Genomic DNA, 24,829 nt, shown 5'->3' on the forward strand with positions numbered 1-24,829 from the left:
CATTTCGTCGCAAAGAGTACGCAAAAAAATAATTATTGCAAGAAATAATGATTATCTTGCAAATTTGCATAAGTTGCATAAACTTTACCTATGAACGAACAGAAAATCAGACGGCCGCGCCAGGCCGATATCGCCATATTGGCCGGCGTCTCCGTTTCCACCGTGTCGCGGGTGCTCGCCAACGAACCCGGCATCAGCGAAACCGTGCGCCGCCAGATATTGAAGGTGGCCGCCGAGCACGGCTATCCCGTCAAGTCTGCGACGGAAGCGGTTGCCGGCGGGCTGGCGCTGATTGCCAGCGATGGCGTCACCGGCGGCCTCAGCGTCTTTTATGAAGCGATCGTCGAGGGGCTGCGCGCCGGAGCTGCCGAAGCCGGCATGCCCTTTGAAATCCGCATGGTTCGCGAGGATCGCACGACGCCGGAGGCTGTGCGTGACTATATGCAGGCCGCGGGTGCCGAAGGGCTCTTTCTCGTTGGCATCGATCCGAACGAGCTGCTGCGCGGCTGGCTGCGCGACACACTGACGCCAGCGGTTCTCGTCAATGGTACCGATCCGATGATGCAGTTCGACGGCGTTTCGCCGGCTAATTTCTTCGGTGCCTATCAGGCGACCAGTCGATTGACCAAGGCTGGCCATCGCCGCATCCTGCACCTGAGCGGCTCCCATCGCCAGACGATCCGGGAACGCATCCGCGGTTTCGAGGCTGCCATCGCCGCCGTGCCCGGGGCCGAGGGCCGTTTCGTGTCCATGACGCTGCACGGCAGCGCCAGCGGCGAGGCCCATGAACGCACGGCCGCGATCCTTGCCGAGGATGCCGGTTTCACCGCCGCCTTCTGCATGAATGATTTCATCGCCGTCGGTGTACTCGAGGCCGTCACCGAGGCCGGCCTGCGGGTGCCGGAGGATTTTGCAATCGTCGGCTTCGATGATCTGCCCTGTGCGCTGATGACCAATCCGCCGCTTTCCACCATGCGTGTCGATCGTGCCGCCCTCGGGCGCGAGGCCGTTTTGCTGATGCTGTCCCGTTTCCGCAACAGGACGGCGCCGGCGCGCCACATCTGCCAGGCCGTCGTTCCCGTTCGAGGAGGGACCGTTCCGAAACCCGTGAGTGATGCCGATGACCTATGATCCCGCCAGCGCCAATCCGCTTGCAGGCAATCCGCTGCAAACCCGCGCCGATATGAGCCGGGCCCTGCTTGAGCTCTTCGATCCGCTGCTTGCCTGTTTTTCTGAAGGCAACGCCCGCGTCAGGCTAAACGGCACCGCCGCCCATTTCGACCGGGCGGCGGCCGATCTCGAAGGCTTTGCCCGCCCGCTCTGGGGATTGGCGCCGCTTGGCGCCGGCAAGGGCGACTTCGCCCATTGGCATCGGTTCGCCGAGGGCCTTGCAAACGGCACCGATCCCGCCCATCCGGAATATTGGGGAGCGGTCAATGGTCGCGATCAGCGCATGGTCGAACTTGCCGCGCTCGGTTTTGCCCTGGCGCTGGTGCCGGAAAAAATCTGGGAGCCGCTCGACGCGCACGCCCGCAGCAATGTCGTCGCCTATCTCAAGCATGCCAGGCAGTTCGATTATGCCGACAACAACTGGAAATTCTTCCGGATTTTCGTCGATATCGCGCTCGACCGCCTCGGCATCGATTTCGACCGCAGCCTGACGCGGCAATATCTGCAGGAACTCGAAGGCTTCTATATCGGCGACGGCTGGTATCGCGACGGAAACGTCCGCCGCATCGATCACTACATTCCCTTCGCCATGCATTTCTATGGCTTGATCTATTCCAAGCTCGTCGACGACGATTATGCAAAACGCTACCGCGAACGCGCGGTGCTCTTTGCCCAAGATTTCCGCCACTGGTTCGCCGCCGACGGGGCGACCATCCCCTTCGGCCGCAGCCTGACCTATCGTTTCGCCTGCGCCGGCTTCTGGTCGGCGCTTGCCTTTGCCGATCTCGAAGCTCTGCCCTGGGGCGAGATCAAGCACCTCTGCCTGCAGCATCTGCGCTGGTGGAAGGATAAGCCGATTGCCGATCGCGACGGCGTGCTGTCGATCGGTTTCGGCTATCCGAACCTGCTGATGTCGGAAAGTTACAATTCCGCCGGCTCGCCCTATTGGGCGCTCAAGGCCTTCCTGCCGCTGGCGATCGCCGAGGATCATCCCTTCTGGACCGCTAGGGAAAAGCAGCCGGAACAGGCACTCGATGTCCTCCCCCAGCGCCATCCCGGCATGGTGATCATGCGGGCGGGCTCTGATGTCGTGGCGCTATCCTCAGGGCAGGAAAACCTGCAGATGCGTTTCGGCACAGAAAAATATGCGAAGTTCGCCTATTCCACCCGCTACGGCTTCAGCGTCGAATCCGACGAACGTGCCTTTGGCCTCGCCGCCTTCGATTCGATGCTGGCCTTCAGCGATGACGGCCTGCACTACCGCGTGCGCGAAACGAATGAGGAAGCCAGGCTCGCAGGCGATGTTCTCTATGCGAAATGGTCGCCTTTCCCCGATGTTGGGGTCGAAACCTGGCTGGTGCCGCAAGCCCCCTGGCATATCCGCCTGCACCGGATCAGGGCCGGCCGGCCGCTCAGGGTCGCCGAAGGCGGCTTTGCCATCGGCCGCCGGGACTTCGAACAGGACACGCTGTCTGCTTCGGAGGGCGCCGCCTATGCGATCGGCGAAGGTGATTTTACCGGGATTCTCGACCTCGGCTCTTCGGTCAAACGCGCTGGGCTCGCTCAGAAGGCGCAGCCCAACACCAATGTGATCGTCGCCAAGACCATCGTGCCGCAGCTGCGCGGTCAGATTCCGGCCGGCGAGACCATTCTGATAACGGCGGTGCTGGCGCTTGACGACCCCGCCGCCGTCTCGTCTGCCTGGATCCGGCCGCCGAAAGCGCCTGACTTGGCTGCGCTGCAGGCGCTGGTGCGGGAAAAGGGCGTGACCGTTAGTGCCATCGAAGCGCCGGGACAGATGCCATGAGCCGACCGGCCGTCGTCCTTGCCATGGAGCCGTCGCGTACCGAGCATGTTTTGCCGGATGAGATCCTGCGCCGGCTCGATACCATCGGCCGCCTGCTGGATCCCGAGCCCCTGCAGCGATTCGACGACGCCCGGGCAAGGCGCCTGCTTTCCGAAGCTGAAATCCTGATCACCGGCTGGGGCGCGCCCTATGTCGGACCGGAGGTTGCCTCTGCTGCGCCGCAGCTTCGTCTCGTCGTCCATGCGGCGGGCACGGTAAAAGGCATCATCGACGATGCCATTTTCGAGGCGGGAATAACAGTCAGCCATTCGGCCGAGGCCAATGCCGTACCGGTTGCCGAATTCACCCTCGCCGCTATCCTCTTTTCCGGCAAACGTGCCTTCCGTTTCCGCGATCTCTACGTCGGCGACCGCAACCGCGATCGGACCTATCCGATGCAGCGCGAAGCGATCGGGAATTATGGCCGTACCCTCGGCATCGTCGGCGCTTCGCGCATCGGCAGGCGGGTGATCGAGCTGCTGAAACCCTTCGACTATAAGCTATTGCTGTTCGATCCGATGCTGGACGCCGCTGATGCCGCCGGCCTCGGAGCGGAAAACGTTGATCTCGACGAATTGATGCGACGGGCGGATATCGTTTCCCTGCACGCACCATCGCTGCCGTCGACACAGCATATGATCGATGCGCGAAGATTGTCGCTGATGAAGGATGGGGCAACGCTCATCAACACGGCGCGCGGCATCCTCATCGATGAGGCCGCCCTGCTTTCGGAACTGAAGACCGGCCGCATCGACGCGGTCATCGATGTCACCGAGCCTGAGATTCCGGAGCCTGCCTCTGTTTTCTACGATCTGCCCAACGTCTTCCTGACGCCGCATATCGCTGGCGCCATCGGGCTGGAACGGGGGCGTCTCGGCGAGATGGCGCTGGACGAGGTCGAGCGTTTTATGACCGGCCGGCCGCTGCTCTACCAGATCCATCAGGCAGATCTCGAAAACATCGCCTGACGCCACGCGTCAGGCGATGCGCTATCAGGCTGGTGTCTTCAGCGAGTTCGGCGAACCGTCATCGGCAAGCTCGGGCATCAGATCGGCAATCTTGACCACCTCGCCGGTGCGTGAGCTCGTCAGCGCCGCAATGCCGCAAAGCACGGACATGGCGCCCGCCCGCGTGCCGGCGCGCTGGGCGAGCCGGTCTTCCATATCGGACTTGAAGATCATGTTGCGCATCCGGTCGTCGCCGCCGTAATGGCCACCGGTGAAATGCGGAACGACGATGCGTTCCACCGCTTGCGTGTCGTTCGGGAAATTGCGGATGAGCAGGATCGTATCCTGCTTCGGCTCTTCCCAGGGCTGGGCCTCATATTGGCGAAGCTCGATGCGCCCCTTGGTGCCGTTGAAGGCGAGGTGATGGCCTTCGATCGGCTGGAAGGTATTCAGCGAATAGGAGACGTGGACATTGTTGCGGTAGCGGAGGTTGACCACCATCGTATCGGGAATGTCGATATCCTCGCGGAAGACGCAGCCGTCGCGGACATAGCCGTCAATCTCAGAGGGATCCTCATAGAGCTGATCGAGGAAGGGATCGGCTTCGAGGTCGAGATAATAGTCGCATTCATGCGTGTGCGGACAGAGCTTGCAGCGCGGCCCGCGGAACGGGCCTTTGCGGCCGTAATTCTGCAAATCGGCGAAGGAGCTGACGGCGTCGGGATCGCTGTCGAGATACCAGTTCAACAGGTCGAAATGATGTGTCGCCTTGTGGACGAACAGGCTGCCGGAATTTTCCGTATAGGCATGCCAGCGGCGGAAGTAGTCGGCGCCATGTTTGGTGTTGAGATACCAGTGAAAATCGACGGAGGTCACCCGGCCGATCTCGCCGGCGTTCAGAAGCTCCTTGATCTTTGCAGCCGTCGGCGCGTAGCGATAGTTGAAGGAGACGTCGACGCGGCGGCCGGTGCGTTTTTCGGCATCGAGAATCCGGCGAATTTTCTCGACGGAGGTGGTCATCGGCTTTTCGGTGATGACGTCGATACCGGCCTCGAGCGCCCGCACGACGATATCGTCATGCGTGTGGTCAGGCGTGCAGACGATGACCAGATCCGGTTTCTGCTCGCTGAGCATGGAATCGATGTCGTCATAAAGCGGCGCGTTGCTGCCGATCATGTTGCGTGCGCGCTCGCCGCGCAGTGAATTCTTCTCGACGATCGCTGTGAGGTCGACATGTTCGCGCCAGCCGGCAAGCAGATCCTTGCCCCACATGGTGGTGCCGCGGTTTCCGGTGCCGATCAGGGCAAAACGGCGTTTCTCCATCGAATGATTCTCCTGCCTGCGTGATGAAACGAATATTGAAAATCAGATCTGGCAGCAGCTTCTGAAGCGCTCGACGCAGGTGGCGATCACCTCGTCGGCCGGGCGTTTCCACCAGGTCTCGGCCGAAAAGATCTCCACCTCCTGGGCGCCGAAGAAGCCGGCGGACTCGATCATCCGTCTTATGCCTTTGAGGTCGATGACACCATCGCCCATCATGCCGCGGTCGAGCAGCATGTCCTTGGTCGGCACCAGCCAGTCGCAGATGTGATGGGCAAAGATGCGTTTCATCCGCCCGGCGCGGGCGATCTGGCTGGCAAGATCGGGATCCCACCAGACGTGGTAGACGTCGATTGCAACGCCGACATCCTCGCCGAGCGGTTCGCACATATCGAGCGCCTGGCCGAGTGTGTTCACGCAGGCCCGGTCGGCGGCATACATCGGATGCAGCGGCTCGATGGCAAGCTTGACGCCGGCAGCCTGCGCATGCGGCAGCACGGCGGCAATGCCGTCGAACACCATCTGCCGCGCTGCGACAATATCCCTCGAAGCGCCCGGCAGCCCACCGACGACGAGCACGAGGCAATCGGCGGAAAACGCCGCCGCCTCGTCGATCGCACGCCGGTTGTCGTCGAGGTTCTTCTGCCAGTCGGCATCGTTTGCCGCCGGAAAGAAACCGCCGCGGCAGAGACCGGTCAGCTTGATGCCGTTCGATTTGACGATCCGAACCGCCTCGTCGAGACCGGCCTTGGCGACCTGATCGCGCCACGGCGCGATCGAGGTAATGCCGTGCTTCAGGCAGATATCGACGGCTTCGGCAAAACCGCATTGTTCGCGGATCGTCGCCAGATTGATCGAAAGTCCTTCGACCTGCATGTCATTCTCCTCCCAGTGCCGCGCCAGTCGTTCAGTGAACACCGTGGACGGCGAGCACCTGTTTCATTCGGCTAGTGGCGAGTTCCGGATCGGCCAGAACCCGCGCCTTGTCGGCCAGCCGGAAGAGTTCGGCCAAATGCGTCAGCGAGCGGGTGCTCTGCTGGCCGCCGACCATGGTGAAATGATCCTGCAGGCCATTGAGATAGGCGAGGAAGACGACGCCGGTCTTGTAGAAGCGCGTCGGCGCCTTGAAGATGTGGCGCGACAGCGGCACGGTCGGCTCGAGCAGATCGAAGAATTCGTGGTTGCTCTTGCGGCCGAGCGCGTCGAGCGCAGCGGACGCTGCCGGCGCGATCGCGTCGAAAATGCCGAGCAGCGCATCGGAATGCCCCTCTTCGTCGCCGGCAATCAGTTCGGCATAGTTGAAGTCGTCGCCGGTATACATGCGCACGCTTTTCGGCAGTTGCCGGCGCATGGTCACTTCCTTCTCCTTGGAGAGAAGCGAGATCTTGATGCCGTCGACCTTGGCGGCGTTGGCTTCGATCACCTGCAGGCAGGTTTCCATTGCCTTCAGATGGTCGCCATTGCCCCAATAACCTTCCAGTGCCGGATCGAACATTTCTCCGAGCCAGTGGATGATGACGGGTTCTTTGACCTGGCGCAGGATGCGGTCATAGACCCTGACATAGTCGTCCGGTCCCTTGGCGGCGACGGCAAGCGCCCGGCTCGCCATCAGAATGATGCGGCCGCCGGCCGCCTCCACCGTTTCGATCTGCTCTTCATAGGCCCTGAGGATCGTGTCGACCGTCACGTCGGGTCCGGGCGACAGATGGTCGGTGCCGGCGCCGCAGGCGATCAGCGCGTCCTTGCGACCGGCCGCCTCACTGAGCGCCCGACGGATCAGGTCGCGCGCTTCCGGCCAGCCGAGGCCCATGCCGCGCTGCGCCGTATCCATCGCTTCGGCGACGCCGAGGCCGAGATCCCAGAGCCGGTGGCGGAAGGCGAGCGTGCGCTCCCAGTCGATCGCCGGCGTCAGCCAGGGATCGTTGTCGGCAAGCGGATCGGCGACCACATGGGCGGCGGCAAAGGCGATGCGCGGGAAGCTTTTAGCCTCGCGTTTCTTCAGTTCGATCGGCGTGCCGGTCAGCCTATAGGGGGCGATCTTGCCGTCGAGGGGGAGATTGATCGTCGTCACGGCTCAGAACTCCAGTGCGGGAACGTCGAGCCAGCGGCGTTCGGCCCAGGATTTCAGGCCGAGTTCGGCAAGCTGCACGCCCTTGGCGCCGGCTTCAAGGCCATAAGGCCACGGCGCATCTTCGACGACATGGCGGATGAACATTTCCCACTGCGCCTTGAAGCCGTTGTCGAAGGCCTGCGTGTCCGGAACCTCGTCCCAGGTCTTGTAGAAGTCGATCGTTTGCGGCTGGTCGGGGTTCCAGACCGGCTTCGGAGTGTTGACGCGGTGCTGGCTCCAGCATTTCGTCAGACCGGCGACGGCCGAGCCATGCGTGCCGTCGACCTGGAAGGTGACGAGATCGTCGCGGCGCACGCGAACGGCCCACGAGGAGTTGATCTGCGCGATCGCACCGCCTTCGAGTTCGAAGGTCGCATAGGCCGCATCGTCAGTGTCGCAATCGTAAGGCTTGCCCTGCTCATCGATGCGGCGCGGAATATGCGTGGCGCCGAGGCAGGAGACGGCTTTGACTTCACCGAAAAGATTGTCGAGCACATAGCGCCAGTGGCAGAGCATATCGAGAATGATGCCGCCGCCGTCGCCCTTGCGGTAGTTCCAGGAGGGGCGCTGGGCCGGCACGCCCCAATCGCCCTCGAAAACCCAGTAGCCGAATTCGCCGCGCACCGAGAGGATCTTGCCGAAGAAGCCGGAATCCCTGAGCAGCGCCAGCTTGCGCAGGCCGGGAAGAAAGAGCTTGTCCTGCACGACCCCGTGCTTGAGGCCGGAGCGCCGCGCCTTGCGGGCAAGGTCAAGTGCCACCTGGAGATCGTCGGAGATCGGCTTTTCGCAATAGACATGTTTGCCGGCGTCGAGCGCCTTCGACAACAGTTCGGCCCGCATCAGCGTCGTGCCGGCGTCGAAGAAGATCGTGTCGTCGGGATTGGCGAGAGCGGCATCGAGATCGGTCGACCAGCGTTTGATGCCGTGCTTCTTCGCCAGCTCTTCCATCTTGGCGCCGTTGCGGCCGACGATGATCGGGTCGATTTCGAGCTTCTCACCCGATTTCAGCGTGATGCCGCCCTGGTCGCGGAAGGCTAGGATCGAACGCACCAGGTGCTGATTGTACCCCATGCGGCCGGTAACGCCGTGCAAGATGATCCCCAAGCGTGCCATTTTTTCCTCCCTGGAATCGTTTGCGGCGGGAGCGGGCATCAGGCCCGGCCCTCCCAAGCCGGTAACTAAACAGTTACTTGATGGCAGAAGAGCGGCGAGGCTGTCAATAGTCAAATCCTGCTTTCGGGATTCAGCGCTTGATCGAAGCCAGCGTCACGTGGACGATATGCCTTTCCCAGGCATTGAGATGGGTCGGCTCGATCAGGTCGCGGCCGAAGATCGTCGAAAGCGTGTACTGGTTGGAAAGGTAGAAATAGCCGAGCGAGGCGATTGTCAGGTAGACGTGCAGGGGATCGGCGGTCTCGACGAAGACGCCCTGCTTCTTTCCCTGCTCAAGCACTTGAGAAAGCTCGCCGATCAGATGCGAATGCAGTTCCTTGAGCCGGACGGACTGGCGCAGCCACCTGGCCCGATGCAGGTTTTCCGTGCCGAGCAGGCTGAGGAATTCCGGGTGCTGAAGAAAATAACGCCAGGTGAAGAGCGCCAGTTCGCCGATGCCTTCCTCCGGGCCGCGGTCGCCGATATGCAGCGCGCGCTCGGCGGTGCGGATGCCGACATAGGCTTCTTCGAGCACTCTGAGGTAGAGCTGCTCCTTGTCGCCGAAATAATGGTAGAGCATGCGTTTGTTGGTGCCGGCGCGCTCGGCAATGGCGTCGACGCGGGCCCCGCCCATGCCGTTTTCGGCAAACTCCCGGGTGGCCGCTTCCAGGATCGCGGCGCGTGTCCGCTCCGGATCGCGCTGCGCCGTGCGTTCCTGAGATGGGCGCCTGGATTTTTTCTTCTCCCCGTTTTCCCCGCTGTCGTTCATCGTTCCCCTCCGTCTCGCATGTTGCTGCTCATAAGCCTTCGGTGCGAAATTGTAAAAACCGAATTTAGAAGGGCGGTCAGCAAGAACCGATACCCCGCTTGACACGCTTGCCGCTTTGCTCGTAGCTTGTAACCAATTAGTTATTTATGCAAGTGTGACTGGTTCGGAAGCGTGTGGAGGCGCTTCCCTTTGGAGGAGGAAAAAATGAGCCTACGTGTAAGCAGACGTAATTTCGTTGCGGGAGGAGCAACGCTTCTTTCGCTCTCGGCGCTGGGAACCAGCGCATTTGCACAGGAAGCGCGCCTGCGTCTTCTGTGGTGGGGCTCGCAGCCCCGCGCCGACCGCACCAACAAGGTCTCGCAGCTCTATCAGACGAAGAATCCGGGCACGACGATTACCGGCGAATTCCTCGGCTGGGGCGATTACTGGCCGCGCCTTGCGACCCAGGTCGCCGGCCGCAACGCGCCCGACGTCATCCAGATGGACTATCGCTATATCGTTCAATATGCGCGGCGCGGCGCACTCGCGCCACTCGAATCCTATATGCCGGCAAAGCTCAACCTCGACGATTTCGACAAGGCGCAGATCGAAGGCGGCAGCGTCGACGGTCATCTCTATGGCGTCAGCCTCGGGGCGAATTCGGCCGCCACGGTCCTGAACACCACTGCCTTCAAGGAAGCCGGCGTCGATCTTCCGACCCAGGCGACCACCTGGGAAGAATTCTCCCGCATGGGTGCGGAGATCACCAAGGCCGGCAAGCGCAAGGGCATGTTCGGCCTCGCCGACGGCAGCGGCGCTGAACCGCTGTTCGAGAACTGGCTGCGTCAGCGCGGCAAGGCGCTTTATACCGCCGACGGCAAGATTGGCTTCGCCGTGGAGGACGCATCGGAATGGTACGACATGTGGGCCAAGTTCCGCGAAGCCGGCGCCTGCGTTCCCGCCGATATCCAGGCTCTCGACAAGAACGATATCGAAACCAACACGGTGTCGCTCGGCAAGTCTGCGGCCGGTTTTGCCCATTCCAATCAGTTCGTCGCCTATCAGGCCATGAACAAGGACAAGCTGGCGCTCACCAACTACATGCGCGTCAAGCCGGATTCCAAGGGCGGCCACTACCGCAAGCCTTCGATGTTCTTCTCAGTTTCGGCCCAGTCGAAATCGGTGGACCTGGCGGTTGATTACATCAACTTCTTCGTCAAGAACCCCGAGGCAGTGCTGCTCCTGGATGTCGAACGCGGCATTCCGGAATCGGCTGCCATGCGCGAAGTCGTTGCGGCAAAGCTCGATGAGAACGGCAAGGTCGCGCTGGCCTATGTCAGCGGCCTTGGCGACCTCGCCGGCAAATTGCCGCCGCCGCCGCCGCCCGGCGCCGGTGAAGGCGAGCTGATGCTGCGCAACATCGCCGAACAGGTCGGCTTCGGACAGCTATCTCCTTCCGATGGCGGCAAACAGCTTGTCACGGAAATCACGCAGATTCTCTCACGAGGCTAATCCCGTATGAGCAATGCGATGCGCACGCCCGCAGGGGCCATATCCGTGGAAAGCTATCAGGGGGCCGTGGCCGAAGGACGCTTCAAGCGTCTCTGGAATGCCAATGCTCCCGGCTATCTCTTCCTTCTGCCATGGCTCGTCGGCTTTTTCGGGCTGACGCTCGGGCCGGCCCTGATTTCGCTCTATCTCTCCTTCACCGACTTCGACATGCTCCAGTCGCCGCGGTGGGTGGGTTTTGCGAATTACGTGCGCATCGCCACGGCGGATCCGAAATTCTCGGCCGCCATGCACGTTACCCTGACCTACGTGGTCCTCTCGGTGCCGTTCAAACTGACCTTCGCCTTGCTGGTCGCCATGGCGCTGAACCGCGGCCTGCGCGGGCTGCCGATCTATCGCGCCATCTTTTATCTGCCGTCGTTGCTCGGCGGCAGCGTGGCGATCGCCGTGCTCTGGCGTCAGCTTTTCGCCAGTGACGGTCTCGTCAACGCCGCGCTCTCGCATTTTGGCATTGAAGGTCCGAGCTGGATCTCGCATCCGAACTATTCGATTTACACGCTGGTGGCGCTGTCCGTCTGGCAGTTCGGCTCGCCGATGATTATTTTCCTGGCCGGCCTGCGCCAGATCCCGCAGGATATGTATGAGGCCGCAAGTCTCGACGGCGCCTCGAAATTCCGCCAGTTCTACAAGATCACCCTGCCGCTGCTCACACCCGTCATTTTCTTCAACGCCGTCGTCCAGACGATCGATGCCTTCAAGGCATTCACGCCGGCCTTCATCATTTCAGGCGGCACCGGCGGTCCGATCAATTCGACGCTCTTTTACACGCTCTATCTCTACCAGGAAGCCTTCGGCAATTTCCGCATGGGTTATGCTTCGGCTCTTGCCTGGATCCTGGTGCTGATCATCGCCGTTTTCACCGCTTTTTCCTTCCTGACCTCGCGTTATTGGGTGCACTACGATGACTGAGATGACCGCTTCCGTCACCGCGGCCAGGCCGCCATCGGATATCACCAAACGCAGCCTGCCGGCGTCGCTCGTCATCCATGCCCTGCTGATCGCCGCGTCGCTGCTCATGCTCTATCCGCTGTTGTGGATGCTTTCGGCATCGGTCAGGCCGGAAACCGAGATCTTCTCGTCGACTTCGCTCATCCCGTCGTCGATCGATTTCTCCTCCTATGCGCGCGGCTGGGTCGGCCTCGATGTCAGCTTCGGCCGGTTCTTCTGGAATTCGCTGGTCATCTCGCTGCTGGTGGTGACCGGCAATGTCATCGCCTGTTCGCTGACGGCGTTCGCCTTTGCGCGGCTGCGGTTCGTCGGCCGGAACTTCTGGTTCGCGATCATGCTCGGCACGTTGATGATCCCCTATCATGTGACGCTGATCCCGCAATATGTGCTCTTCCTCGATCTGGGCTGGGTGAACACCATCCTGCCGCTTGTTGTGCCGAAGTTCCTGGCAAGCGATGCCTTCTTCATCTTCCTCATGGTGCAATTCTTCCGCGGCATCCCGCGCGAACTCGACGAGGCGGCGATGATGGACGGCTGCAGCGCCTGGCGCATTTACTGGAAGATCATGCTGCCGCTGTCGCTGCCGGTGCTGGCGACGGCCGCCATCTTCTCCTTCATCTGGACCTGGGACGATTTCTTCGGTCCGCTGATCTATCTGAACGACATGAACACCTACACGATCCAGCTCGGCCTGCGGACCTTCGTCGACTCCACCAGCGCATCGGATTGGGGCGGTCTATTCGCCATGTCGACCCTGACGCTGGTGCCGGTCTTCTTCTTCTTCCTGTTCTTCCAGCGCCTGCTGATCGAGGGCATCGCCACGACGGGCATGAAACGTTGATGGCGGCAATGGGAAAGAGTGACATGAACGTCAAGACGGTCGCGATCGTCGGCTGCGGCATCGGCCGCTCCCACATCGTCGAGGGTTACCTGCCGCATTCCGACAAGTTCAAAGTCGTGGCGATCTGCGACCTGAACGAGGAGCGACTGGTTTCGGTCGGCGACGAGTTCGGCATCGAACGGCGCACCACGTCCTTTGCCGAGCTGCTGGCCGACGATACGATCGACATTATCGATATCTGCACCCCGCCCGGCATCCATCTGGAGCAGGTGGTTGCAGCGCTCGCCGCCGGCAAACATGTCGTTTGCGAAAAGCCGCTGACCGGCTCGCTTGCCGGCGTCGATACCATCATGGCAGCGGAAAAAGCCGCCCCCGGTGTGCTGATGCCGATCTTCCAATATCGCTACGGCGACGGTATCCAGAAGGCCAAGCGGATCATCGATGCCGGGATTGCCGGCAAAGCCTATACGGCGTCGGTCGAAACCTTCTGGCTGCGCAAGCCGGAATATTACGCCGTGCCTTGGCGCGGCAAATGGGCGACGGAACTCGGCGGTGTGCTCGTCACCCATGCGCTGCATCTGCACGACATGATGATGCATCTGATGGGCCCGGCAGCAAGGGTGTTCGGCCGGGTCGCCACCCGCGTCAACGATATCGAGGTCGAGGATTGCGCCTCCGCCAGCCTGCTGATGGAAAACGGCGCTTTTGTTTCGCTGTCCTGCACGCTTGGTTCGCAGGAACAATTGAGCCGGCTGCGGCTGCACTTCGAGAATGTGACTTTCGAAAGCAGCCACGAGCCCTACACGCCCGGCAAGGATCCTTGGAAGATCATCGCTGCCAATGACGACGTGCGGGAGAAGATTGACCGGGTGATTGCCGACTGGCAGCCGGTCGCGCCGCGTTTCACCACCCAGATGGGCCAGTTCCACGCCTTCCTCAGCGGCGACGGGCCGCTGCCGGTAACGACGGTGGATGCCCGCCGCGCACTGGAACTTGTGACCGCCATCTACCAGTCTTCCGATAGCGGCGCCGAAGTGCCGCTGCCGGTCGGTCCGGACAGTCCGAAATACGCCGATTGGCGCGCAAGAACGAAGTAACCGATAAATATAACGAGAGGGTTTTGGGAAGATGGCAACCAGTGTCGTTCTTCAGAAGGTCGAGAAGCGCTACGGCGCGATGGATGTGATCCATGGCATCGACCTGACGATCGATCCCGGCGAATTCGTCGTTTTCGTCGGCCCCTCCGGCTGCGGAAAATCGACCCTGCTGCGCATGATCGCCGGTCTCGAGGAGATATCGGGCGGCGCGCTGCTGCTCGACAGCGAGCGCATGAACGAGGTGGCGCCCGCCAAGCGCGGCATTGCCATGGTCTTCCAGTCCTATGCGCTCTATCCGCATATGTCGGTCTACAAGAACCTCGCCTTCGGCCTGGAGACGGCGGGTTACAAGAAGGCCGATATCCAGCCGAAGGTGAAGCGCGCCGCCGAGATCCTGCAGATCGAGAAGCTGTTGGAGCGCAAGCCGAAGGCGCTCTCCGGCGGCCAGCGCCAGCGTGTCGCGATCGGCCGCGCCATCGTGCGCGAGCCGCGCATCTTCCTCTTCGACGAGCCGCTGTCGAACCTCGATGCCGAACTGCGCGTGCAGATGCGCGTCGAGATCTCCCGCCTGCACCGCAGCCTCGGCAATACGATGATCTATGTTACCCATGACCAGGTCGAAGCCATGACGATGGCCGACAAGATCGTGGTGTTGAATTCCGGCCGCATCGAGCAGGTCGGCGCGCCGCTCGATCTCTACAACAACCCGGCCAACCGTTTCGTCGCCGGCTTCATCGGCAGCCCGAAGATGAATTTCCTCAAGGCCCGCATCGAGCAGGTCGGCGAGACGGAGACCAGCATCCATGTCTGCGGCAATTCCGTCCACCTGCCGCGCCGGCTGAACGGCGAAGCCGGCCAGGAGGTCACCTTCGGCATCCGTCCCGAGCATCTTTCGCTGGCCGAGGGCGCCATCACGCTGTCGACCGTCAATGTCGACCTCGTCGAAAATCTCGGCGGCGCCACCATGCTCTACACCACGACGCCGGATAACCAGCTCCTGACCGTTGCGCTCGACGGCCAGCAGAAGGTCGAGCGCGGCACCAATGTGAAGACCTTCTTCGATCCGGTCCGCTGTCACGTCTTCGACGCCGCCGGCAAGACGATCTGACCGCGCCTCTGCTTGACAGCCGATCCTCCTCTGGCCCATCATTTCGGGAGGGGCCACTAGAACAGGATGAATCCTGTTCTAGATGAAATAGTTAGAGCATGAAGTCGTCCGAAAACCGCTGACAGTTTTCGGCATCATGCTCTTGGGGGGATAAGCATGACGCCTGAAGATAGGATTCATGCGCTCGGCATCTGGCAGGGCCCGATCGAGATTTCGCCGATAACCGGCGGCATCACCAACCGGAACTATCTGGTCAGCGATGCCGTCGCGCGCTGCGTGGTCAGACTCGGCACCGACATTCCGATCCATCACATCAACCGGCAGAACGAGCTTGCAGCAAGCCGTGCGGCGCATGCCGCCGGCATATCGCCTGCCGTCATCCACCATTCGCCGGGTGTGCTGGTGCTCGACTATATCGAGGCACGAGCGCTTTCGCCGGAGGATATCAGGACGCCGGAAATGCTGGCTCGCGTCGTTCCGCTGGTCCGCGCCTGCCACCGCGACATCGCCCGGCATTTCCGCGGCCAGGCGATGATCTTTTGGGTCTTCCACGTCATCCGTGATTACGCCGCCAGCCTGAAGAGCTCGGCGAGCCCCTATCTCGCCCTGCTACCGGCGCTGCTCGCCAAGGCCGAGACGCTGGAGCAAGCGGCAGGCCCGTTCGAAATCGCCTTCGGCCACAACGATCTGCTGGCCGCCAACTTTCTCGATGACGGCAAGCGGCTCTGGCTGATCGACTGGGACTATGCCGGTTTCAACACGCCGCTATTCGATCTCGGTGGATTGGCCTCCAACAACGAACTCTCGGAAGCGGCCGAGCAAATGATGCTGGAAACTTATTTCGACCGGCCGCTGACCGATGATCTCAGCCGACGCTACACCGCGATGAAATGCGCCTCGCTGCTGCGCGAGACGCTGTGGAGCATGATTTCGGAGATCCATTCCACCATCGATTTCGATTACGCCGCCTATACGGCCGAAAATCTCGCGCGTTTCGAACGCGCCTATCAAGCTTTTGAACAGGATCGATAAATGACGAGGGAATTACCGAAGACGGCAAAGGCCGTGGTCATCGGCGGCGGCATCATCGGCTGCTCGACAGCCTATCATCTCGGCAAGCTCGGCTGGAGCGATACGGTGCTGCTGGAGCGCAGGAAGCTGACATCCGGCACCACCTTCCACGCCGCCGGCCTGGTCGGCCAGCTACGCACCAGCGCCAACATCACCCAGCTTCTCGGCTACTCCGTCGATCTCTACAAGCGGCTGGAGGAAGAAACCGGCCTCGGCACCGGCTGGAAGATGAATGGCGGCCTGCGCCTTGCCTGCAACGAGGAGCGCTGGACGGAGGTCAAACGCCAGGCGACCACCGCCCAGTCCTTCGGCCTCGAAATGCAATTGCTGACACCGCAGGAAGCCTTCGACCTCTGGCCGCTGATGACAATAGATGATCTCGTCGGCGCCGCCTTCCTTCCGACAGACGGCCAGGCCAACCCTTCCGACATCACCCAGGCGCTGGCCAAAGGCGCGCGTTTGTCCGGTGTCTCGATTTTCGAGGATACCGAAGTCCTCGACCTCGAAATCGACAAGGGAAGGATCAGGGCTGTCGTCACCGCGCAAGGCCGCATCGAATGCGAGCGCGTCGTCGTCTGCGCCGGCCAGTGGACGCGCGCTTTTGCCGCCCGCTTCGGCGTCAACGTGCCACTGGTCTCGGTCGAGCATCAATATATCATCACCGAATCCTTCGGCGTTCCCTCCAACCTGCCGACGCTGCGCGATCCCGATCGCCTGACCTATTACAAGGAGGAGGTCGGCGGCATCGTCATGGGTGGTTATGAGCCGAACCCCGTTGCCTGGGCGGAGAAAGGCATTCCCGAGGGTTTCCACTACACCCTGCTGGACAGCAATTTCGACCATTTCGAGCAGATCATGGAGCAGGCGCTCGGCCGCGTTCCGGCGCTGGAAAATGTCGGCGTCAAGCAGTTGCTGAACGGCCCGGAAAGCTTCACCCCGGATGGTAATTTCATTCTCGGCGAGGCGCCGGAGCTGAAGAATTTCTTCGTCGGCGCCGGTTTCAACGCCTTCGGCATCGCTTCGGCCGGCGGCGCCGGCATGGCGCTTGCCGAATGGGTGACGAAGGGCGAACCGCCCTATGATCTCTGGCCGGTCGATATCCGCCGTTTCGAGCGCCCGCATTTCGATACCGACTGGGTGCGCACCCGCACACTCGAAGCCTATGGCAAACATTACACCATGGCCTGGCCGTTCGAGGAACATGCGAGCGGACGCCCCTGCCGCAAATCGCCGCTCTACGACCGGCTGAAGGCGCAGGGCGCCTGTTTCGGCGAAAAGCTCGGCTGGGAGCGGCCAAACTGGTTTGCCGATCTCTTCGCCAACGAGGAACCGAGGGATATTTACAGCTACACCAGGCAGAACTGGTTCGACGCCGTCGGCCGCGAGCACAAGGCAGTGCGCGAGGCGGCCGTCATCTTCGACCAGACCTCTTTCGCCAAATTCGTGCTGAAGGGCAGGGATGCCGAGGCAGCACTCTCCTGGATCGCTTCCAACGATGTCGCAAGGCCTGCGGGATCACTGATCTACACGCAGATGCTGAACGACAAGGGCGGCATCGAATGCGACCTGACGGTCGCCCGCATCGCCGAGGACGAATATTACATCGTCACCGGCACCGGTTTCGCCACCCACGACTTCAACTGGATCGCACGCAATATTCCGGCGGAGATGCATGCCGAACTGGTCGACGTCACCTCCGCTTATTCCGTGCTGTCGCTGATGGGGCCGAATGCGCGCGCCGTGCTGGAAAAGGTGACAAGCAGCGACGTCTCGAATGCGGCCTTCCCCTTCGGTCAGGTCAGAACCATCGGTATCGCAGGTTGCCCGGTGCGGGCGCTGCGTATCACCTATGTCGGCGAACTCGGCTACGAACTGCATATTCCCGTGGAATATGCGACCACCGTCTACGACCTGCTGATGGCATCAGGCGGCGAGTTCGGCCTCGTCAATGCCGGCTACCGCGCCATCGAGAGCTGCCGCCTGGAAAAAGGCTATCGCGCCTGGGGATCCGATATCGGTCCCGACCATACGCCCGTTGAAGCCGGCCTCGGCTGGGCGGTGAAAACACGCAAGAACATTCCCTTCCGCGGCCGCGAGGCGATCAAGCGGCAGCTGTCGGGCGGCGTGAAAAAGCGCTTGGCCTGCTTCGTTCCCGACGACCCCGATGCCGTGCTGCTCGGCCGCGAAACGATCTATCGCAACGGCAAACGCGTCGGCTGGCTCTCAAGCGGCGGCTTCGGCTACACGCTGGGCAAACCGATCGGCTACGGCTATGTCCGCGATCCCGGCGGGGTGACCGAGGAGTTCGTCCTCTCCGGCACCTATGAGCTCGATGTTGCGCGGGAGCGCATCCCTTGCAAGGTGTCGCTGGCGCCGCTTTATGATCCGGATATGAAGCGGGTGAAGGCGTGACCATCCGGTGCGGTTTGCGCCTCCGCGTCGAAGCGGGACGGTCGCGGCTTGGCTCCCTCTTCTCCCCAGCGGGGAGAAGGTGGCCCGCAGGGTCGGATGAGGGGGCCACACGGCACACCATTCATTGCCCTTCGCTTGCGCTCCGCGCATTCGCGGCTTCGCCGCTCACCCCCTCAACCACCTGCCGGCACCTTCTCCCCGCTGGGGAGAAGAGACGTGTAGCATGCGCCTTGCCATCTTCCCTTAACTTGGAGCAAGGGGTCTCGAGGACGGGTGAGGATCTGCGCCATAGAGAACCCCAACTCTCAGAACAGCGGCAATCGATCGTCCTGGATCAGAATCTCCAACTTATCCGACACATCCTGCGTCCACGCCCGATGTCCGGTCAAAGCCGCCGGGAACAGGCCGGGAAGGGTGAAAAGCGCCGCCGAAATTGCCGGGCCGGTGCGTGGCACATCGGCAATCAGCGCGGCGATCTCCGCGGCGCGGGGATCGCGCAGCTCGTAGCGCTCGCCATTGCCGTGCTCGCCGAGCGCATAGCGCATCCATGCCGCAACCGCGATCGCATAGGTCTCCGCCCGGTCGCCATGCGCCAGCGCCTCGCAGGCCGGCTCCAGCAGCCGCTGCGGCAGTTTCTGCGTGCCGTCCATGGCTATCTGATAGGTGCGATGGGCGATCGCCTTGTTTGCAAAGCGCGCTATCAATTCACTGGCATAGGTATCGAGATCGATGCCCGGGACGGCATCGAGCGTTCTCGCCGCCGCGTGCATATGGCGGTAGGCCAGTGCTGCCAGACCGGTATCGTCCATCACATCGCGGATGAATTCATAGCCGCCGATATAACCGAGATAGGCGAGCAGCGAATGGGCGCCGTTCAGCATCCGGAGCTTCATCTTTTCATAGGCCGAGACGTCTTCGACCATCAGCGCGCCGCGCACCTTTTCCCAAGCCGGCCGGCCATTGGCGAACTGGTCTTCGATGACCCATTGCGTAAACGGCTCCGTTTCGATCGCCGCCATATCCGTGCGGCCGGTCAGCCGCTCGGCATCGGCATAGGTCGCATCGGTGCTGGCCGGCGTGATGCGGTCGACCATCGTGGACGGGAAGGGCACATTCGTTTCGATCCAGCGATGCAGATCGGCATCGATACGGGCGGTGAATTCCAGCACGAGACGTTTCAGAACAGCGCCGTTGCTCGGCAGGTTGTCGCAGCTCAGCGGCGTAAAGGGTGCGATGCCCTTCTGCCGGCGGCGTGCAAGACCTTCCACCAGATAGCCGATGACGCCGCGCGGCGCATGCCGGCTGGCGAGGTCGGCGACGATATCGGGATGTTTGAGGTCGAGTCCTCCGGTTGCCGGATCGAAACCATAGGCCTTTTCCGTCACCGTCATGCTGACGATGCGGATATCCGGATCTTCGAGCCGCGCCAGCAGGCCGGCGGGATCGCGCGGCGCCACATGTGCCTTCAGGATCGAGCCGACGACCTCAGCCGTGGTGCCCGCGCTATCGCGGATCAACGTCGTATAAAGCCCGTTCTGGGCAGTCAGATTGTCGGCAACATCGGCAGTGCGCAGACTTGCCACCTCGATGCCCCAGTCGCCGCCTGCGGCTGCAAGCGCACCATCCGTGAACGGGGCGAAGTGCGCGCGGAAAAAGGCGCCGGGACCCAGATGCAGGATGCCGCTTTTCAGCCGGCTGCGGTCATAGGCGGGAAGCTTCGCCGTCGGGGCGAGGCTGGAAAGGGTCTGCAGTCGTTCGGTCACAGCTTGTAGGCCTTCTTCGCATTGCCATAGGAGAGTTCGCCCGCCACGATCTCGGCTTCCCGCTTGGAAAGCCGGTGCTCGGCGACAAGCCCGGCGAGGAAGCGGCAGACTTCGCGGCGCCAGACGTCATGGCGCGCCGGGATCGAAAGTAGGGCGCGCGTGTCGTCGTTGAAACCGGCCATATTGGCGAAACCTGCGGTTTCCACCACCTGGTCGAGATAACGGCGGATGCCGAGCGGGCTGTCGTGGAACCACCAGGGCGGGCCGATCATCAGGCAGGGCCAATGGCCGACCATCGGCGCCATCTCGCGCGCATAGGTCGTCTCGTCGAGGGTGAAAAGCAGCACCCGCAGCCCCGGCGCGTGGCCGTATTTGGAAAGCAGCGCATTCAAGCCGCCGACCCAGTCGGTCGGTGTCGGGATATCGGCGCCCATATTCGGGCCGCGCGTCGCAAACAGCCCGCTGTCGGTATTGCGTCTGGAGCCGGCATGGATCTGCATGACCATGCCGTCCTCGGCCGAAAGACCGGCCATCTCGGTCATCATCTGGCCGCGGAAGAGTTCGGCCTCCTCACGCGAAAGCGGACCCTTCAGCGCCCTGTCGAGCAGAGCCTGTCTTTCCGCTGGCGGCAAATCGGCGGTGAAGGCTGTGGGCACGCCGTGATCGGTGGCGGTGGCGCCGAATTGGCGGAAATAGGCGCGCCGGCGCCGATGCGCCTCGATGAGGCCGTCCCAGCGCGTGACATCGGCGCCGGTGATCTCTCCGAACTTGACGAGGTTGTCGCGAAAGCCGACGGCGTCCGGATCGGTGACGCTATCCGGCCGGTAAGTGGTGCGGACCTTGCCGATCCAGCCGTCGGCCGCAAGCTTCTGGTGATGCGCCAGCGGGTCGAGCGCGCCCTCCGTCGTTGCGATCGTTTCGATGCCGAATCGCTGATGCAGCGCCCGCGGGCGGAATTCGGGCAGCGCAAGCTGGGCATTGATATGGTCGTAGAGCGCGTCGGCATTGTCTGGCGTCAGCGGCTCGGTGCAGCCGAGCACGGCCGACATCGCGTGGTCGACCCAGAGGCTCGACGGCGTTCCGCGGAAGAGATGATAATGCTTGGCAAAGGTCCGCCAGATCGCCCGCCCCGCAGCCACCGGCTTGCCGTCGAGCCTGGGAACACCGAGTTCGTCCAAAGGAACGCCGACGCTGTGCAGCATCCGGAAGAGATAATGGTCGGGAATGACCAGCAGCGAGGCCGCGTCTTCGAAGGGTTTGTCGTCGGCGAACCAGGATGGCTCGGTATGCCCGTGCGGGCTGACGATCGGAAGATTGCGCACCGTCTCGTAGAGATCGCGCGCGATCGTCCGGGTTGCCGGCTCGGCCGGAAAGAGCCGGTCCGGATGAAGAAAGCCGTTGCCTGCATCCATCAGTATTCCTCCCTGATCGATAAGGGCCTACCCCACAACATCAGGCGCGGCAAGGTCTTTTAGTAACCAAACGGTTCAGTTTTGCGCGTGGCCATGTCTGCCATCGAAAGCATTGACGCGGTGGCCTATTTCCGCTTTGGGAGAAACATCTATTCTGCCGGTTTCGGCATAGGAGGATCGATGTCCGACGAGACGAACCGCATCACCCGGCTGGAGGAAACGCTGGCCCATCAGGCAAAGACGATCGAGGAGCTTTCCGATCAGCTCGCCGAACAATGGAAGACGGTGGAGCAGATGCGTACCAAGCTCGACCGGCTGACCGAACGTTTCCTGTCGCTCGAGGAACAGTCCCTGGACGCTCCTGGTATCACCCGCCCGCCGCATTATTGACGGCACGCGGCCAAAGGCCGCGTGCTTGTCCTGTTAGGGCGAGGAATCAGACGCCGCCGATGCAGAGATATTTCATTTCCAGATAATCGTCGGCGCCGTGGCGTGAGCCCTCGCGGCCGAGGCCGGATTGCTTGATGCCTCCGAAGGGTGCGGTCTCGGACGACATCAGGCCGGTATTGATGCCGATCATGCCGTACTCAAGCGCTTCCGCCACCCGCCAGACCTTCTTCAGATCGCCGGCATAGAAATAGGCGGCCAGACCGAATTCCGTATCGTTGGCCTGGGCGATGACATCCTCGGCGGTTTCGAAGCGGAAGAGCGGCGCCACCGGCCCGAAGGTCTCCTCGCGCGCCACCTTCATGCCGCGCTGAACCCCGGTGAGTACGGTCGGCGTGAAGAAGGTGCCGGCGCCGTCGATGCGTTTGCCGCCGATCAGCAGCTTGGCGCCCTTGGCAAGCGCGTCGGCGACATGGTCTTCCACCTTGGCAAGGCCCTGCTCGTCGATCAGTGGTCCGACCTCGACACCCGGCTTGAAACCGTCGCCGACCGACATCTCGGCGACCTTGGCGGCAAGCTTGGCCGCGAAGGCGTCATAGACGCTCGACTGGATATACAGGCGATTGGCGCAAACGCAGGTCTGGCCGGCATTGCGATATTTGGAGGCAATTGCGCCCTCGACGGCGGCGTCGAGATCGGCATCGTCGAAGACGATGAACGGTGCGTTGCCGCCGAGCTCCAGGCTGACCTTCTTGATCTGATCGGCGCACTGCCGCATCAGGATGCGGCCGACCTCGGTCGAGCCGGTGAAGCTGATCTTGCGCACCTTGTCATTGCCGCAGAGCTCGCGGCCGATCGCCGGGCCGTCGATGCCGACGATGACGTTGAAGACGCCGGCGGGAATGCCGGCCTGTTCGGCGAGCACCGCAAGGGCGATTGCCGTCAGCGGCGTCTGCTCGGCGGGCTTCGACACCACAGTGCAGCCGACGGCCAGCGCCGGGGCAATCTTGCGGGCAATCATCGCCGCCGGGAAATTCCAAGGCGTGATCGTGCCGACGACGCCGACCGGCTGCTTGATGACGATCATGCGTTTATCGTTGGACGGCGCGGGGATCGTCTCGCCATAGATGCGCTTGGCCTCTTCCGCATACCATTCGACATAGGACGCGGCATAAAGGATCTCGCCGCGCGCTTCCGGGAAGGGTTTGCCCATTTCGGCGGTCAGGATCGCGGCGAGTTCGTCGGCATTGGCGACCATTAGATCGAACCACTTGCGCAGGATGACGCTGCGCTCCTTGGCCGGGCGGGCGACCCAGGCCGGTTGGGCGGCATGGGCCGCATCGATTGCCGCCCGCGTCTCGGCAGCCCCCATATCGGGCAGCGAAGCGAGAAGCTCTCCCGTTGCCGGATTGAGCACGTCGAAAGTCCCGGCGGCATCGCCTGAGGTCCAGACGCCGTTGATGTAACCGGCGGCGCGCAGGAACGGCGAAGAGAAGGGAACGTGTCTGGTCAGTGCTGTTGTAAAAGCCATCTCATATCTCCTTGGGAGCGGCTGCCTTCTGCCGGCAGCCGTTGAAGTGCGGTTGCTGTCGCGTCACTTGGCCGTGCTCACGTCCAGCATCGAGGCTTCGAGAATGTCGAGCGCCTCGCCGAGAACCTCGTCCTGGATGGTGATCGGCGCGAGGAAGCGGATGACGTTGCCGTGGACACCGCAGGTGAGCAGGATCAGCCCCTTGTCGAGAGCCGTCAGCCGCACCCGGTTGGCGAAATCAGCGCTCGGCAGTGCCGTCGTCCGATCGTTGAATTCGACGGCGTTCATGAAACCCGGCCCACGGATATCGACGATCTCCGGCACCGCATCGCGCAGCGATTCCAGCCGCTGCTTCAGCCGCCCGCCGAGCTGGTTGGCGCGGTTGCAGAGATCCTCGTCGGCGATGACGTCGAGAACGGCGTGGGCGGCAGCGATTCCGAGCGGATTGCCGCCATAGGTGCCGCCGAGCCCGCCCGGTCCCGGCGCATCCATGATTTCGGCGCGGCCGGTGACGGCGGCGAGCGGAAAGCCGCCGGCAAGGCTCTTGGCCATCGTCGTCAGGTCGGCCGCCACCTCATGGTGATCCATCGCGAACATCTTGCCGGTGCGGGCAAAACCGGTCTGCACCTCGTCGGTGATCAGCAGGATGCCATGCTGGTCGCAGAGCTCGCGCAGCGCCTTCATGAAGGCGGCCGGCGCTGGGTAGAAACCGCCTTCGCCCTGCACCGGCTCGATGATGATGGCCGCGACCCGCTGCGGATCGATATCGGCGGCGAAGAGCTTCTTCAGCGCTGCAAGCGATTGATCGGCGGTGACACCGTGCAGCTCGACCGGGAAGGGGACATGGAAAACATCGCCCGGCATCGCGCCGAAGCCGACCTTGTAAGGCACGACCTTGCCGGTCAGCGCCATACCCATGAAGGTGCGGCCATGGAAACCGCCGCCAAAGGCGATGACGGCCGAGCGGCCGGTTGCCGCCCGCGCGATCTTGACGGCATTTTCGACCGCTTCGGCGCCTGTCGTGACGAAGATCGTCTTCTTCTCGAAGTCACCCGGCAGCAGCGCGTTCAGCCGTTCGGCAAGACTGACATAGCTTTCATAAGGGACCACCTGATGGCAGGTGTGGGTGAAGTGATCGAGCTGATCCTTGACCGCTGCGATCACCCGGGGATGACGGTGGCCGGTGTTGAGAACGGCGATGCCGGCGGCGAAATCGATGTAACGGCGGCCTTCCTTGTCCCAGATCTCGGCATTCTCTGCGCGATCGGCATAGATCTGGGTCGTCATTCCGACGCCGCGTGAAATAGCGGCGTTCTTCCGGTCGGTAAGGCTTGTCGTGGGCATCGATCCGCTCCTGCGTTAAAGGTTTTAGAATTATCTTGCATAAGTTCTGCAAG

Annotated in this window: 20 protein-coding genes; 11 read left to right on the plus strand and 9 right to left on the minus strand. The window is 62.3% G+C overall.

Annotated features, from left to right (window positions below; all coding sequences use genetic code 11):
* Positions 1-90 precede the first annotated feature (90 nt).
* From RLEG4DRAFT_RS32980 to RLEG4DRAFT_RS32990, 3 genes are read left to right on the plus strand one after another with little or no spacing between them, the layout of a single operon-like run.
* Positions 91-1,131 carry a LacI family DNA-binding transcriptional regulator gene (locus tag RLEG4DRAFT_RS32980; protein ID WP_003583344.1) on the plus strand — a complete coding sequence of 347 codons (1,041 nt, stop codon included), beginning with the start codon at positions 91-93 and terminating at the stop codon, positions 1,129-1,131.
* Complete coding sequence (locus tag RLEG4DRAFT_RS32985; RefSeq protein ID WP_003583346.1) at positions 1,121-2,977, plus strand: DUF2264 domain-containing protein; 1,857 nt, start codon at positions 1,121-1,123, stop codon at positions 2,975-2,977. Before RLEG4DRAFT_RS32980 ends, RLEG4DRAFT_RS32985 begins: the two co-directional genes overlap by 11 nt.
* Positions 2,974-3,984 carry a hydroxyacid dehydrogenase gene (locus tag RLEG4DRAFT_RS32990; protein ID WP_003583348.1) on the plus strand — a complete coding sequence of 337 codons (1,011 nt, stop codon included), beginning with the start codon at positions 2,974-2,976 and terminating at the stop codon, positions 3,982-3,984. Before RLEG4DRAFT_RS32985 ends, RLEG4DRAFT_RS32990 begins: the two co-directional genes overlap by 4 nt.
* 24 nt (positions 3,985-4,008) lie before the next feature.
* Here RLEG4DRAFT_RS32990 and RLEG4DRAFT_RS32995 read toward each other — a convergent pair whose 3' ends face one another.
* The 5 genes from RLEG4DRAFT_RS32995 to RLEG4DRAFT_RS33015 all read right to left on the minus strand — a co-directional run bounded on the left by RLEG4DRAFT_RS32995 (position 4,009) and on the right by RLEG4DRAFT_RS33015 (position 9,314).
* A complete protein-coding gene (locus tag RLEG4DRAFT_RS32995) occupies positions 4,009-5,286 on the minus strand; it encodes a Gfo/Idh/MocA family protein (protein ID WP_003583350.1) in 1,278 nt (425 codons plus the stop codon).
* Between the two features lie 42 nt (positions 5,287-5,328).
* The gene (locus RLEG4DRAFT_RS33000; RefSeq protein ID WP_003583351.1) at positions 5,329-6,159 is read right to left on the minus strand and encodes a sugar phosphate isomerase/epimerase family protein; all 831 of its coding nucleotides are present in this window, start codon (positions 6,157-6,159) and stop codon (positions 5,329-5,331) included.
* Positions 6,160-6,190: 31 nt separating this feature from the next.
* On the minus strand, positions 6,191-7,354 hold the full coding sequence (locus RLEG4DRAFT_RS33005; protein WP_003583353.1) for a dihydrodipicolinate synthase family protein: 1,164 nt from the start codon (positions 7,352-7,354) through the stop codon (positions 6,191-6,193).
* A gap of 3 nt (positions 7,355-7,357) precedes the next feature.
* Positions 7,358-8,506 carry a Gfo/Idh/MocA family protein gene (locus RLEG4DRAFT_RS33010; protein WP_003571303.1) on the minus strand — a complete coding sequence of 383 codons (1,149 nt, stop codon included), beginning with the start codon at positions 8,504-8,506 and terminating at the stop codon, positions 7,358-7,360.
* Between the two features lie 130 nt (positions 8,507-8,636).
* On the minus strand, positions 8,637-9,314 hold the full coding sequence (locus RLEG4DRAFT_RS33015) for a TetR/AcrR family transcriptional regulator (protein WP_003583357.1): 678 nt from the start codon (positions 9,312-9,314) through the stop codon (positions 8,637-8,639).
* Positions 9,315-9,518: 204 nt separating this feature from the next.
* Between RLEG4DRAFT_RS33015 and RLEG4DRAFT_RS33020 the strand changes: the two genes are divergently transcribed.
* From RLEG4DRAFT_RS33020 to RLEG4DRAFT_RS33050, 7 genes are all read left to right on the plus strand, one after another.
* Entirely contained in the window at positions 9,519-10,805 is a 1,287-nt protein-coding gene (locus RLEG4DRAFT_RS33020) for an ABC transporter substrate-binding protein (RefSeq protein WP_003583359.1), read from the plus strand.
* A gap of 6 nt (positions 10,806-10,811) precedes the next feature.
* Positions 10,812-11,771 carry a carbohydrate ABC transporter permease gene (locus RLEG4DRAFT_RS33025; protein ID WP_003583361.1) on the plus strand — a complete coding sequence of 320 codons (960 nt, stop codon included), beginning with the start codon at positions 10,812-10,814 and terminating at the stop codon, positions 11,769-11,771.
* The gene (locus tag RLEG4DRAFT_RS33030; RefSeq protein ID WP_003583363.1) at positions 11,764-12,651 is read left to right on the plus strand and encodes a carbohydrate ABC transporter permease; all 888 of its coding nucleotides are present in this window, start codon (positions 11,764-11,766) and stop codon (positions 12,649-12,651) included. Before RLEG4DRAFT_RS33025 ends, RLEG4DRAFT_RS33030 begins: the two co-directional genes overlap by 8 nt.
* Positions 12,651-13,748, plus strand: a complete 1,098-nt coding sequence (locus RLEG4DRAFT_RS33035; RefSeq protein ID WP_171898257.1) for a Gfo/Idh/MocA family protein — start codon at positions 12,651-12,653, stop codon at positions 13,746-13,748. The genes RLEG4DRAFT_RS33030 and RLEG4DRAFT_RS33035 overlap by 1 nt, the downstream gene beginning before the upstream one ends.
* Positions 13,749-13,779: 31 nt before the next feature.
* Positions 13,780-14,856, plus strand: a complete 1,077-nt coding sequence (locus RLEG4DRAFT_RS33040; protein ID WP_003583368.1) for an ABC transporter ATP-binding protein — start codon at positions 13,780-13,782, stop codon at positions 14,854-14,856.
* Positions 14,857-15,012: 156 nt separating this feature from the next.
* On the plus strand, positions 15,013-15,888 hold the full coding sequence (locus RLEG4DRAFT_RS33045) for a phosphotransferase (protein ID WP_003583369.1): 876 nt from the start codon (positions 15,013-15,015) through the stop codon (positions 15,886-15,888).
* Positions 15,889-18,339, plus strand: a complete 2,451-nt coding sequence (locus RLEG4DRAFT_RS33050) for a GcvT family protein (RefSeq protein ID WP_003583370.1) — start codon at positions 15,889-15,891, stop codon at positions 18,337-18,339.
* Positions 18,340-18,644: 305 nt separating this feature from the next.
* Here the strand turns inward: RLEG4DRAFT_RS33050 and RLEG4DRAFT_RS33055 are convergent, their stop codons facing one another.
* Both RLEG4DRAFT_RS33055 and uxaC read right to left on the minus strand, forming a co-directional pair.
* The gene (locus tag RLEG4DRAFT_RS33055) at positions 18,645-20,102 is read right to left on the minus strand and encodes a mannitol dehydrogenase family protein (RefSeq protein WP_003583372.1); all 1,458 of its coding nucleotides are present in this window, start codon (positions 20,100-20,102) and stop codon (positions 18,645-18,647) included.
* The gene (gene uxaC / locus RLEG4DRAFT_RS33060) at positions 20,099-21,514 is read right to left on the minus strand and encodes a glucuronate isomerase (RefSeq protein WP_003583374.1); all 1,416 of its coding nucleotides are present in this window, start codon (positions 21,512-21,514) and stop codon (positions 20,099-20,101) included. Before uxaC ends, RLEG4DRAFT_RS33055 begins: the two co-directional genes overlap by 4 nt.
* Positions 21,515-21,694: 180 nt before the next feature.
* On the opposite strand from uxaC, the gene RLEG4DRAFT_RS33065 reads away from it, so the two are divergent.
* Complete coding sequence (locus RLEG4DRAFT_RS33065) at positions 21,695-21,904, plus strand: SlyX family protein (protein ID WP_003583375.1); 210 nt, start codon at positions 21,695-21,697, stop codon at positions 21,902-21,904.
* Positions 21,905-21,950: 46 nt separating this feature from the next.
* Here RLEG4DRAFT_RS33065 and RLEG4DRAFT_RS33070 read toward each other — a convergent pair whose 3' ends face one another.
* Entirely contained in the window at positions 21,951-23,432 is a 1,482-nt protein-coding gene (locus tag RLEG4DRAFT_RS33070) for an NAD-dependent succinate-semialdehyde dehydrogenase (RefSeq protein WP_003583377.1), read from the minus strand.
* Positions 23,433-23,495: 63 nt separating this feature from the next.
* On the minus strand, positions 23,496-24,776 hold the full coding sequence (locus RLEG4DRAFT_RS33075; RefSeq protein ID WP_003583379.1) for a 4-aminobutyrate--2-oxoglutarate transaminase: 1,281 nt from the start codon (positions 24,774-24,776) through the stop codon (positions 23,496-23,498).
* Positions 24,777-24,829: the final 53 nt, after the last annotated feature.

This window comes from Rhizobium leguminosarum bv. trifolii WSM2297 (assembly GCF_000271845.1).

Bases quoted from the DNA above. Each gene is read 5' to 3' on its own strand.
- RLEG4DRAFT_RS32980 (WP_003583344.1), top strand. From the start codon at position 91: ATGAACGAACAGAAAATCAGACGGCCGCGCCAGGCCGATATCGCCATA.
- RLEG4DRAFT_RS32985 (WP_003583346.1), top strand. From the start codon at position 1,121: ATGACCTATGATCCCGCCAGCGCCAATCCGCTTGCAGGCAATCCGCTG.
- RLEG4DRAFT_RS32990 (WP_003583348.1), top strand. From the start codon at position 2,974: ATGAGCCGACCGGCCGTCGTCCTTGCCATGGAGCCGTCGCGTACCGAG.
- RLEG4DRAFT_RS32995 (WP_003583350.1), bottom strand. From the start codon at position 5,286: ATGGAGAAACGCCGTTTTGCCCTGATCGGCACCGGAAACCGCGGCACC.
- RLEG4DRAFT_RS33000 (WP_003583351.1), bottom strand. From the start codon at position 6,159: ATGCAGGTCGAAGGACTTTCGATCAATCTGGCGACGATCCGCGAACAA.
- RLEG4DRAFT_RS33010 (WP_003571303.1), bottom strand. From the start codon at position 8,506: ATGGCACGCTTGGGGATCATCTTGCACGGCGTTACCGGCCGCATGGGG.
- RLEG4DRAFT_RS33015 (WP_003583357.1), bottom strand. From the start codon at position 9,314: ATGAACGACAGCGGGGAAAACGGGGAGAAGAAAAAATCCAGGCGCCCA.
- RLEG4DRAFT_RS33020 (WP_003583359.1), top strand. From the start codon at position 9,519: ATGAGCCTACGTGTAAGCAGACGTAATTTCGTTGCGGGAGGAGCAACG.
- RLEG4DRAFT_RS33025 (WP_003583361.1), top strand. From the start codon at position 10,812: ATGAGCAATGCGATGCGCACGCCCGCAGGGGCCATATCCGTGGAAAGC.
- RLEG4DRAFT_RS33030 (WP_003583363.1), top strand. From the start codon at position 11,764: ATGACTGAGATGACCGCTTCCGTCACCGCGGCCAGGCCGCCATCGGAT.
- RLEG4DRAFT_RS33035 (WP_171898257.1), top strand. From the start codon at position 12,651: ATGGCGGCAATGGGAAAGAGTGACATGAACGTCAAGACGGTCGCGATC.
- RLEG4DRAFT_RS33040 (WP_003583368.1), top strand. From the start codon at position 13,780: ATGGCAACCAGTGTCGTTCTTCAGAAGGTCGAGAAGCGCTACGGCGCG.
- RLEG4DRAFT_RS33045 (WP_003583369.1), top strand. From the start codon at position 15,013: ATGACGCCTGAAGATAGGATTCATGCGCTCGGCATCTGGCAGGGCCCG.
- RLEG4DRAFT_RS33050 (WP_003583370.1), top strand. From the start codon at position 15,889: ATGACGAGGGAATTACCGAAGACGGCAAAGGCCGTGGTCATCGGCGGC.
- uxaC (WP_003583374.1), bottom strand. From the start codon at position 21,514: ATGGATGCAGGCAACGGCTTTCTTCATCCGGACCGGCTCTTTCCGGCC.
- RLEG4DRAFT_RS33065 (WP_003583375.1), top strand. From the start codon at position 21,695: ATGTCCGACGAGACGAACCGCATCACCCGGCTGGAGGAAACGCTGGCC.
- RLEG4DRAFT_RS33070 (WP_003583377.1), bottom strand. From the start codon at position 23,432: ATGGCTTTTACAACAGCACTGACCAGACACGTTCCCTTCTCTTCGCCG.
- RLEG4DRAFT_RS33075 (WP_003583379.1), bottom strand. From the start codon at position 24,776: ATGCCCACGACAAGCCTTACCGACCGGAAGAACGCCGCTATTTCACGC.